General features: G+C 60.3%; 8 protein-coding genes. 7 read left to right on the top strand and 1 reads right to left on the bottom strand.

Features of this window, described 5'->3' with window-relative positions; genetic code table 11:
- Window positions 1-49 precede the first annotated feature (49 nt).
- The gene (locus GGU46_RS03625; RefSeq protein WP_183402176.1) at window positions 50-844 is read left to right on the top strand and encodes a DUF2490 domain-containing protein; all 795 of its coding nucleotides are present in this window, start codon (window positions 50-52) and stop codon (window positions 842-844) included.
- Window positions 845-923: 79 nt separating this feature from the next.
- On the opposite strand, the gene GGU46_RS03620 is transcribed toward GGU46_RS03625, so the two are convergent.
- On the bottom strand, window positions 924-1,769 hold the full coding sequence (locus tag GGU46_RS03620) for an oxidoreductase (RefSeq protein ID WP_183402175.1): 846 nt from the start codon (window positions 1,767-1,769) through the stop codon (window positions 924-926).
- A gap of 248 nt (window positions 1,770-2,017) precedes the next feature.
- On the opposite strand from GGU46_RS03620, the gene guaB reads away from it, so the two are divergent.
- The 6 genes from guaB to GGU46_RS03590 all read left to right on the top strand — a co-directional run bounded on the left by guaB (window position 2,018) and on the right by GGU46_RS03590 (window position 10,721).
- Window positions 2,018-3,490, top strand: a complete 1,473-nt coding sequence (gene guaB, locus GGU46_RS03615) for an IMP dehydrogenase (RefSeq protein ID WP_183402174.1) — start codon at window positions 2,018-2,020, stop codon at window positions 3,488-3,490.
- Between the two features lie 311 nt (window positions 3,491-3,801).
- Window positions 3,802-5,778, top strand: coding sequence for a SpoIIE family protein phosphatase (locus GGU46_RS03610; protein WP_184093904.1), 1,977 nt, complete (start codon window positions 3,802-3,804; stop codon window positions 5,776-5,778).
- Between the two features lie 14 nt (window positions 5,779-5,792).
- The gene (locus GGU46_RS03605) at window positions 5,793-6,122 is read left to right on the top strand and encodes an STAS domain-containing protein (RefSeq protein WP_183402172.1); all 330 of its coding nucleotides are present in this window, start codon (window positions 5,793-5,795) and stop codon (window positions 6,120-6,122) included.
- A 25-nt stretch (window positions 6,123-6,147) separates the two neighbouring features.
- Window positions 6,148-6,561, top strand: a complete 414-nt coding sequence (locus GGU46_RS03600) for an ATP-binding protein (RefSeq protein WP_183402171.1) — start codon at window positions 6,148-6,150, stop codon at window positions 6,559-6,561.
- Window positions 6,562-6,753: 192 nt separating this feature from the next.
- Complete coding sequence (locus tag GGU46_RS03595) at window positions 6,754-9,054, top strand: peptidylprolyl isomerase (protein ID WP_183402170.1); 2,301 nt, start codon at window positions 6,754-6,756, stop codon at window positions 9,052-9,054.
- A gap of 278 nt (window positions 9,055-9,332) precedes the next feature.
- Entirely contained in the window at window positions 9,333-10,721 is a 1,389-nt protein-coding gene (locus GGU46_RS03590; protein WP_183402169.1) for a peptidylprolyl isomerase, read from the top strand.
- Window positions 10,722-10,762: the final 41 nt, after the last annotated feature.

The following is a 10,762-nucleotide window of genomic DNA, read 5'->3' as shown; positions in this document are numbered from 1 at the left end:
TAACATAGCCCAGTAAGCAACACTGGTAACAATTCAGTAACATTACTCTATGCCGACAGCTCCTCTTCCAGCCCGGGGCCTGCTGCTGCTGACGAGCCTGTTGTTGCTGTCTCTGCACCCGGGCGCGGCCCAGCAGCTCCACCCCGGCCTCATACAAGCCCCTACCCGCCCCGGTACCCGCAATGCCTGGCTCCTGTTTTTCAGCGACTCCCGCCTGAGCAAGCGCTGGGGCCTTCATGCCGAAACCCAGCTGATTCGGGCCCGCACCTCGGAGCTGGACTGGCAGAACGTGGTGCGGCTGGGGGTGAACTACCACGCGGCGGATGTGCTGGTGTTGTCGGGAGGATACGCGCATTCCCGCTCGTACCTGGAGGCGGGCTACCCTACCCCCCTCAGTGCCCCCGAACACCGCCTCTACCAGCAGGTGCAGCTGCAGGACCACAAGAGCCGGGTGAAATTTCAGCACCGCTACCGACTGGAGCAGCGCTGGGTGCAGTTTATGCCCATGCGCTCTTACACCTACCTCAACCGGATGCGCTACCAGCTGCGGCTGGCCCTGCCCCTGATTGGGCGGGAACTGGCCCCCGGAGTACCGTTTGTGGTGGCTTCGGATGAACTATTTCTGGGCTTCGGCCGCCACGAAACGAACAGCCTGATCAAGCAAAACCGCGCCTACGCGGGCCTGGGCTACCAGATCAGCAAGGCCGCCTCGGTGGAGGTGGGCTACCTGAATCAGCTGGTGCAGCTCCGGCAGGAAAACCGTTACGAGGTTAGTGAGAACATCCAATTAAGCCTGTCCTTCCACCCTGATTTCCGGCGGGCGGCACCCGAAGCTGAGCAGTAGCTGACGAAGCCGTGCCAACACTAAAAAGCCCCGCGGCGCAGTGCCGCGGGGCTTTCTAATTACAGGCTGAACAGACAGCTTATTCGCCGGCCGGATAATCAGCTGAGTCGCCGAGGTCGGCTACCTGCTCCAGCTCTTTCACCAGGTTGGTAAACTTCTCGCGGGCGCCCTTCACGGCCGCCTTGCCGAGGGGCAGGTGCAGGGGCGGATTTTCCTGGCGCACCAGATCAAACATGATTTTCGCGGCGCGCTGCGGGTCGCCGGGCTGGCGGCCGCTGTAGCTCTGAATGCCCTTCAGGTTCTCGCCCACGGTAGCACGGTAGTCGTCAATGGCCGTATCCACGAACGAAGCCGAGCGACCGGCCCAGTCGGTGCGGAAGCCGCTGGGCTCGATGTTGGTGACTTTGATGCCGAGCGGGCCAACCTGCTGGGCCAGGCTTTCGCCCAGGGCTTCGAGGGCAAACTTGCTGGCGTTGTACACGCCTACCCCCGGAAACGTCTTGAGGCCCCCAATGCTGGTGATATTGAGCACGTGCCCGCTTTTCCGCTCGCGCAGGTGGGGCAGCACCGCCCGCAGCACCCGCAGCGGCCCGAACACGTTCACATCGAACTGGCGCTGCACTTCGGCCTCATCAATTTCCTCAATGCTGCCCAGGGAGCCGTAGCCCGCGTTGTTTACCACCACATCGAGCTGCCCGAAATGCTGAATGGCAGCCTGCACGGCGGCTTGTACCTGCTGCTCGCTTACCACGTCGCAAACGAAGCCGCGGCCGTTCTCGCCCGCTTTCTGCGTAAATTCATCGGCCTGCTCCTGCTGGCGGAACGTGGCCGCTACTTGGTCGCCGTGGCGGAGGCAGTACTCGGCCAGTTCTTTGCCAAATCCGGTGCTGACACCGGTAATAAACCAGGTTTTCGTGGTTGCCATGTATGGAGGGGAATAAGGGATGAAGCCTTCCGGCGGAAGGCAGTTGGGAGGTTTAACCCAGAAACGGGGGTAGGGGTTTTCAGGGCGTTCCACCGCGGCAGGCGGCAGTGCCGGAGCAGGGGTAGCGCCGGGGCTTTTGGGAGGAAATTAACAGAACGACAACAGGAAATAAGCGGACTGAAACCGGAAACCCGATTATTCACCGTAAATTTACCCGGCAATAAGCGGAACCTAACCTACTTGTTGCCATGGCCGACCACGCTGCCAAAATTGCCTTCGAGGCGCTTACCTACGACGACGTCCTGCTGCTGCCCGGTTACTCGGAAGTACTGCCCCGCGACGCCGACCCCAGCTCCCAGCTCACCCGCAACATCCGGCTCAAGCTTCCCTTCGTTTCGGCGGCTATGGATACCGTCACGGAGGCGGAAATGGCCATTGCCATGGCCCAGGAAGGCGGCATCGGCATGATTCATAAGAACATGAGCATCCGGGCCCAGGCCGAGCTGGTGCGCCGCGTGAAGCGCTCCGAAAGCGGGATGATTCTCGACCCCTTTACCCTGGAGGAAACCGCTACCCTCGCCGACGCTAAAAAGCTGATGCGCCACAACAACATCGGGGGCATTCCGATTGTGGACGAGCAGCGCCGCCTGAAAGGCATCCTGACCAACCGCGACCTGCGCTTCGAGAAAGACATGACCCGCTCCGTGTCCGACGTGATGACGCCCTCGCCCCTGGTGACGGCCAAAGCCGGTACCGAGCTAGCCGACGCCGAGGACATTCTGCAGGACTCCAAGGTAGAAAAGCTACCGGTGGTAGATACCGAAGGCCGTTTGGTAGGCCTTATCACCTATAAAGACATCCGGAAGCGCCGCCGTACCCCCAACGCCTGCAAAGACGAGTTTGGCCGCCTCCGCGTGGGCGCGGCCGTGGGTGTTACCGCTGATTTGCTGGACCGCATTGCCGCCCTGGTAGAAGCCGGCGTGGACGTGGTAAGCGTGGATACCGCCCACGGCCACAGCAAAGGCGTGCTGGACGCAGTGCGCAACATCAAGCAGCAGTTCCCGAAGCTGGAAGTTATTGCCGGCAACGTGGCCACCGCCGAGGGGGCCCGCGCCCTGGCCGATGCCGGCGCCGATGCCGTGAAGGTAGGGGTAGGTCCCGGCTCTATTTGCACCACCCGCATTATCGCCGGCATTGGGGTTCCGCAGCTTTCGGCCGTGCTGGAAGCGGCCCGCGGCCTCGAAGGCACCGGCGTTCCGCTTATTGCGGATGGTGGTATTAAATACTCCGGCGATGTAGTGAAAGCCCTGGCCGCCGGCGCTGGCACCGTGATGGTGGGCTCCCTGCTGGCGGGCACCGAGGAAGCACCCGGCGAAGTGACCTTGTTCGAGGGCCGCAAGTACAAGAGCTACCGCGGGATGGGCTCGGTGGAGGCCATGGAAGAAGGCTCAAAGGACCGCTACTTCCAGGATGCCGAGGACGACGTGAAGAAGCTGGTACCCGAGGGCATTGTGGGCCGGGTGCCTTACAAAGGCCTGGCTGCCGAGGTGCTCTATCAGCTGGCCGGCGGCCTGCGGGCCGGCATGGGCTACTGCGGAGCAGCCAGCATTGAGGCCCTGCAGACCGCCCGGTTCGTGCGCATTACCGGCCCCGGCCTGCGCGAGTCGCACCCCCACGATGTGCAGATTACCCGCGAAGCCCCGAACTACAGCAGCCGTTAGTGCGGCTTCTTGCCCCGTAGGGCACGCCCCCAAAAGCCGACGACTCTTCCAGTCGTCGGCTTTTTTTGTTCTTACGTACATAGCCTCCCGCTGTAAATACCGAACTCAGGGACATTTTTCCGGTCTGCCGCGTATCTTGCCCATTCATTTGCCCTACCCCCGGCCCCTGCTTACCTAGTACCCGCACTTGCATGTTATTTGCCCGGAAGCGAAACTCCCTTCTGCTAATCTTATCTATTCTGAGCTGGCTGGGGCTATTGGCTTGCACGCTACTGTCCGCGCATCCGGACCTGTTCGGGCCTCATGTTGAAGTGCCTGGCTGGCTGCTGCTGCTCCTGCAGGCACTGTTCATGGTGGCCGTCTTTGCGGAGGAAAGCACTACCCCCGACCGGCTGCGGGGCCTCGACTTTGTGGGGCTGCTGCGCCGTTTGGTGCTGGGCCCCGTGCTGCTGGCGGTGGCATTTGCAGGGCTGCACCTGCTGCTACAATTAGTAGTGGGTCGTCCGCCTGCTGGCTCCGTCACGCACACGGTGCTGCATACCCTCAATATCGGGCTGTTTGTGATTCTGCTGGCGCGCACCAACTATGCGTGGCGCTCCCTGGTGCTCTTTCGCTCTTCGGATCAGCTACGGCGGCTGTGGTTCTGCTTTGAAGCACTCCTGGGTGCTACCCTGCTGCTGCGTTTGTTCACCTGGACGCTGCCCTACGGCCTCGGCCCGGCCTTGCTGGGCGTGCTGGCGGTCTTTGGCGCTTATGTCAGCAGCCACCAGAAATGGGTAGCCTACCTCAGCCGTCGGCAGAAGCTGGAGGCAGTGCTGTTGCAGCTGGCCGTCATCCTAACCATGGCCACGTTTATCTTTTACTTCCTGCACGCCCCGCACTACCCGAAGCTGCCGGCCCTGGTTATCCAACGCAGCTTCCTGACGGTGAATGCGTTCTTTGCCGGGTTCTATGCGCTCATGGGGTTACTGGTAACCGTTTTCAACATGCCTACGGGCAGGGTGTTTGAGCAGAAGCGGGAGGAAATTCTTAACCTGCAGCGCCTGACGCAGCTTATCCAGCGCGGACAAAACCCGCAGGAGGTGTACCAGGTATTTTTCGACTCATCGGTGCAGACGGTGAATGCCGATGCTGCCTGGTTGTCGGTGGAAACTACCTCTGATGAAGAGTACTCCGGCCAGTACCATCACATCCTGCCCGAGCAGGCGCAGGCCATCTGCCACCTGCTGGCCGATTACAACCTGGGCCACATTGAATACCTCAACAACGACTTGCTGAACAGCAGCGGCTTCCGGGGCCTGGGTCTGCCCTTCGGCTCCCTGATTGTGATGCCTTTGCGCTCCAGCAAGCGCCAGTATGGGGCTCTGTACATGCTCAAGGAGCCCAGCCAGAGCTTCGACCGGGAAAACCTGAGCATTCTGCAAACCTTCGCCAGTCAAACGGTGCTGAGCATCGAAAATCTGCAGCTGGTGCAGGCCTCGTTGGACAACCAGCGCGTACAGGACGAGCTCAAGATTGCTTCGGCAGTGCAGGATAGCCTTATTCCCAAAAACCTGCCCATTGACAACTGGTTTGAAATCAGCTCGCACGCCCTGGCCGCTACCGAGGTAGGCGGCGACTTCTACGATTTCCTGCACCTGCCGGGCCGCCGCCTGGCCGTACTCATCGGCGACGTTTCGGGCAAGGGCGTGACGGCCGCTTTCCACGTGGCCCAGATGAAAGGGATTTTTCACGCCCTGATGCAGGAAAACCCGCTGGCTCGCAATGAGCGGGAAAAGTTTCCGGTGCCCAGCAAGTTTATGGCTCAGGCCAACAATGCCCTGGCCCGCTGCCTCGAAAAAGCGGCCTTCATCACGGCCTCCCTCTACATCATTGATTATGAGCACGGGGGCTTTGTATTTGCGCGCGCCGGGCACTGCCACACTCTCTACTACCACTCTATTAAGGAGGAAGTGTCCTACTTCCATACGGCGGGGCTGGGCCTGGGCATTATCCGGAACGATGGCTACGAGAAGCACATCAAAAACCAGTTCTACGACTACAACCCCGGCGACGTGATGGTGATTTACACCGACGGAATTGTGGAGGCCCGCGGTGCCGACCAGGAGGAGTACGGAGAAGACCGCCTTAAGCAGATGCTGGAGCGCACTTACTACCTGGACGCCGACGAAATAAAGGAGCAGATTCTGGCCGACTTAAACGAGTTCAGCCGGGGCCAGCCCATGCACGACGATCAGACCCTGCTGGTCATAAAATTCAAAGCGTCCCAACCCGAACCCAGCCTTTAACGTAGCACGGAGGTATGAAAATAACTCAACAATCAACCGAAAATACTCTCACCCTGAGCCTAGACGGAGAGCTGGACGCCAGCTCATCGGTAGTGCTGGATACGGAGCTGAGTAAGCCGGAAATTCTGCACAACCATAAAGTACTGGTCAACTGCCAGAAGCTCAACTATATTTCTTCCGCTGGGCTGGGCGTTTTTATCTCGCACCTGCAGCGCTTTCAGGATGCGGGCGTGAAGCTGGTATTTTTCAACATGCAGGAGAAAGTCCACAACGTCTTTGAGATTTTGGGCCTCGACTCGCTGATGACTATTGTGCCATCGGAGGCCGACGCCACTGCTATTTAGTCGCTCCAGAGAGCAACCGCGGGGAATGGAACACGCAATCCGAATCAGCTGCACACGCCGCAACCTTAAGGTGGTGCGCGACTTCGTGAGCGACTTTTTACTACGCTACCACCTCACCGACCTGCTGGTAAATCAAATTGTGCTGGCCGTGGATGAAGTGGTGGCCAATCTTATTATTCACGGCAACGGCGAAGACGAATCCCAATTCCTGGACGTGCGGGCCCGGATCCTGAATAAGGAGTTCGGCATTGAAATCGAGGATACCAACCTCACTTCTTACTCGCCGGCCAGCTACCGCGAGCCCGACTTGCAGGAGTACGTGCGCATTGGCAAGAAGGGCGGAGTAGGCATGATGCTGGTCAACCGGATTATGGACCGGGTGGAGTTCACCACCAACGGAGGCCATAACCTGTGCCGGCTGTACAAGAAAATAGGTTAGCTGCTCGTTTGCAGTTGGCCACCAGAAAAGCACTCCTGCAGGGAGTGCTTTTTTTGTAATTATAGTTGAGCCTTCCGGCAGCCGAAGCCCGCGCCCGGCTCCCCGAAAAAATCCGTAAAATTGCAACAGTAGCCTCCGCGGCCGGACTAGTTTTCGGCCGCAGTACCCGCCTTGCCGATTCTTACTCTTTGTATGCATAAACGCATTCTGCTCGCCAGCACCGCCGCGGCCGCTTTCCTGGCCGGGTGCCAGGCCTCCAAACCAACTACCAAGGCCCAATCGCCTACCCTCGAAACGCTGGGCACTACGGAAGTTCCTGCCTCAGAATTTGCCTACGTCTACCGCAAAAACAACAGCTCGGCCCCGGAGTATGGCACCAAGGCCAGCGTACAGGAGTACCTTGACCTCTACACCAATTTCAAGCTGAAGGTGCTGGAGGCCGAGCAGCGCGGCCTCGATACCACCCAGGCGTTCCGACGGGAGCTGGAAGGCTATAAGCAGCAACTGGCCCAGCCCTACCTCACCGAAAAAAGCGTAACCGACAAACTGGTGCGCGAGGCCTACGACCGCCTGAGCAAGGAAGTAAGCGCGGCCCACATTCTGGTGCGCGTGCAGCCCGACGCGGCCCCCAAAGACACCCTGGCCGCCTACCAGAAAATTATGGCCCTGCGCCAGCGCGTAACCAGCGGTGAAGACTTCAGCCGGGTAGCCCGCGACTTGTCCGAGGACCCTTCGGCCCGCGAAAACGGGGGCAAGCTGGGCTACTTCACGGCCATGCAGATGGTGTACCCGTTCGAGTCGGTGGCCTACGCTACGCCCGCGGGCCAGGTGTCGCAGCCGGTGCGTACGCGCTTCGGCTACCACATCATCAAGGTCAATGATGTGCGCCCGGCCCAGGGCGAAATCAAGGTGGCTCACCTCATGATTCGGGCCACGCCCGGCATGCCCGCCGCCGACTCGGCTACGGCCCGCAAAAAGGTGGATGAGCTCTACAACCGCCTGGCGCGCCGCGGCGAAAGCTGGGAGAAGCTGGTAGCCCAATTTTCGGAAGATGCCGGCTCGGCGGCTAACGGCGGCGAGTTGCCGCCCTTCGGCACCGGCCGTATGATTCCTTCGTTCGAGGAAGTAGCCTTCAAGCTGCAGAAGCCCGGCGAGATTTCGCAACCCGTCCAGACGCCCTACGGCTGGCACATTATCAAGCTGCTGGAAAAGCAGCCGGTGCCTTCTTTCGAGGCCATGGAGCCCACCCTGAAAAGCAAGGTGGCCAAGGATTCCCGCTCGGAGCTGAACCGTACGGCTTTCCTGAAGCGTGTGCGCACCGAGAACAACTTCACCGAAAACCAGGCTGGCAAAGACTACGCTTTTTCCAAAGCTGACAGCGCTTTGGTAGCTGGTCGCTTTACTTACACAGCTTCGGCCGCGCCTACCCCCACCAAAGGCAAAAAGGCCGCCGGCGATGCTCAGACGTTGTTTACCATTGGTGGCAAGCCCTACCTGGTGGCTGACTTCCTGGCGTTTGCCCAGCAAAACCAGAAGCCCCGCCCCGGCGCCGATGCCCGCTTTGCCATGCAGCAGCTCTACGACCAGTACGTGGACCAGAGCCTGACCGAGTACGAAAAGGCCAATCTAGAAACCAAGTACGAGGACTACCGCATGCTAGTGAAAGAGTACCGCGACGGGATTCTGCTGTTCCAGCTCATGGATGAAAAAGTGTGGAGCAAGGCCATTGAGGACACGGTAGGGCTCCGGCAGTTTTTCCAGCAAAACCAGGCCAAGTATCAGTGGGAGCCCCGGGTACAGGCTACCGTTATCAGCGCGGCTACCCCTGAGCTGCTGACCCAGGCGCAGCAGCTGCAAAAAACCGGGCGCTACCCCCTGCGGAGCGGCGTACCGGGCCCGGTAGCTTTCCGAACCAACTCCGCCGAGCTGCCGGCTACCGTGCCCGCTCTCGATGAGCTAGCCGCCCGTATCAGCGTGGATACTGGCCTGACGCTGCGGGTAATTGGCCGTGTAAAGCGGGGCGAATCGGCCGCACTGGCCCGCCGCCGCGCCGAGCGCGCCGTGGCCTACATTGGCAGCAAAGGCATAGCCGCCGGCACCATCCGCGCCGTGGCCGATACCAAGCCCAGCGCCGCCCAGGTAGCCTTCGAGCTGACCACCACCAATCCCGCCGCCCTGGAAGAAGCACTGAACAGCCAGAACCCGCTGGCCGTGCAGGTACAGCAGCGCACTTTTCAGAAAGGCGAAAACAAGGCCCTGGATCAGTTCCTGACCCGCGGCCCCGGCTCCTACACCACCCAGCAGGATGGCCGCTACTACCTCGTGCAGATTGAAGGTCAGCTCCCGGCCGGCCCCAAATCTCTGAACGAGGCCCGCGGCCAGGCTACCTCCGACTATCAGAACTATCTGGAAAAGGAGTGGCTGAGCCAGCTGCGCGCCAAGTACCCCGTTAAGGTGAACCAGGCCGAAGTGGACAAGCTGGTAACTAAATAAGCCCGGAGCCCGCCATTTGTCAGGCGCGGAAGGCGGGGGCCTGCGCGGCAGTTGTCGCCATGCAGGCCCCCGCCTTCCGCGCCTGACTTGTTTTAGGGTGGTGCAACTCTATGCCCCGAAAGTAGCTCTACAGGGCAGCAGCGGCATTATGCGGTATAACTCGCTGTTTTTGCCGGAGAAAGGATTTATGATGAAATTTACGGGCGGCTTTTGGCGTTTTGCCTGCTGTCTGGCCGGGGTAGTGTTCGTGTAGCACCCCGGCATTACGGAACTACTCCATGATTCAATTTTTGCAAGTATCGGCCCGCCAGGTGCTGCTCAGTGCGGCCTTGGTGGCTGTTTCGGCTACGGCCAGCGTTGCCCAGCTCGGCATTGGCCGGCCGGTGGGGCAACGCGTCGTTGATGGCATCATCGCCAAAGTCGATAACCAGATTGTGCTGCGCTCCGACCTGGATGCCATTTATGCCCAGGAAGAAGCCCGCGCCGAGGGCAAACCGCTGCCCCCGGATACCAAATGCCGCATTCTGCAGAGCCTGGCCCTGAACAAGCTGCTCCTGGCCAAAGCCGAAACCGACTCCGTGGTGGTGGAGGACAACCAGGTGAAGGGCGAGCTGGACCGGCGTATGGCTTACTTCGTGCAGCAGATTGGCTCGGAGAAAAAGCTGGAAGAATACTACAACAAGCCTCTCAAACAGCTGAAGGAAGAGCTGCGGATACAGGTAAAGGAGCAGCTGGTGCAGCAGAAAATGCAGGACCAGATTGCCGGTAAAGTGTCCGTGACCCCGCGGGAGGTGCGCCAGTTTTTCTCGCGCATGCCCAAGGACAGCCTGCCTTACTATTCTACCGAGGTAGAAGTGGGCCAGATTGTGATGCTGGCCAAAACTAACTCCAAAGCCAAGCAGGAAGCCCAGGCCAAGCTCAATGAGCTGCGGGCCCGCATTGTGGCCGGCGAAGACTTCGCAACCCTCGCCAAGCAGTTCTCTCAGGACCCTGGCTCGGCGGCGGAAGGTGGCTACCTCGGCTTCTTCAAGCGCCGCGAGCTGGTGCCGGAGTACGAAGCCGCCGCTCTGCGCCTGGAGCCCGGTGGGTTGTCGCCCATTGTGGAGTCGCAGTTCGGCTTCCACCTGATTCAGCTGATTGAGCGCAAAGGCGACTCGTACAGCACCCGCCACATTCTGCTCAAGCCCGAAACCGGCACGGCCGATACCAACGAAGCCGCTCAGCAGCTCGCCAAGCTGCGCCGCCAGATTCTGGGCGACTCGCTGACCTTCGCCAAAGCCGCCAAGGACAAGTCCGACGACAAGCTGACCGGCGGCAACGGTGGCATGCTGCAGAACCGCCGCGACGGCAGCACCTACCTGCCCCTCGACCAGCTCGATCCGGCCGTGTTCTTCACCATTGATACGATGAAGGTGGGTAGCATCACGCCCCCCCTGCCCTACCGCACCGATGACGGCAAAGATGCCGTGCGGATTCTGTGGCTGAAGTCGAACACGCCGCCCCACCAGGCCAACCTCACCGACGACTACCAGAAGATTGCCGCCGCTGCCCTCAACGAAAAGAAAAACAAAGCCCTCGACGCCTGGTTTGCCCAGAATCGGGGCACGGTGTACCTCGAAGTTGACCCCGAGTATTCTGGCTGTCAGCTGTTGAACGCCACCTTATAATCCAGAAGCCCTGAGCGGGAGAAGCAGGATGTTGGCCCGGC

This window comes from Hymenobacter latericoloratus (assembly GCF_014199535.1).
GTDB lineage: Bacteria > Bacteroidota > Bacteroidia > Cytophagales > Hymenobacteraceae > Hymenobacter > Hymenobacter latericoloratus.
Note: the sequence above shows the minus strand (reverse complement) of the source record. Positions and strands in the feature narration are given on the sequence as shown.

What these genes read in the sequence shown, in the direction of transcription:
- GGU46_RS03625 (WP_183402176.1), top strand. Translation starts at nt 50, where the DNA reads ATGCCGACAGCTCCTCTTCCAGCCCGGGGCCTGCTGCTGCTGACGAGC.
- GGU46_RS03620 (WP_183402175.1), bottom strand. Translation starts at nt 1,769, where the DNA reads ATGGCAACCACGAAAACCTGGTTTATTACCGGTGTCAGCACCGGATTT.
- guaB (WP_183402174.1), top strand. Translation starts at nt 2,018, where the DNA reads ATGGCCGACCACGCTGCCAAAATTGCCTTCGAGGCGCTTACCTACGAC.
- GGU46_RS03605 (WP_183402172.1), top strand. Translation starts at nt 5,793, where the DNA reads ATGAAAATAACTCAACAATCAACCGAAAATACTCTCACCCTGAGCCTA.
- GGU46_RS03600 (WP_183402171.1), top strand. Translation starts at nt 6,148, where the DNA reads ATGGAACACGCAATCCGAATCAGCTGCACACGCCGCAACCTTAAGGTG.
- GGU46_RS03595 (WP_183402170.1), top strand. Translation starts at nt 6,754, where the DNA reads ATGCATAAACGCATTCTGCTCGCCAGCACCGCCGCGGCCGCTTTCCTG.
- GGU46_RS03590 (WP_183402169.1), top strand. Translation starts at nt 9,333, where the DNA reads ATGATTCAATTTTTGCAAGTATCGGCCCGCCAGGTGCTGCTCAGTGCG.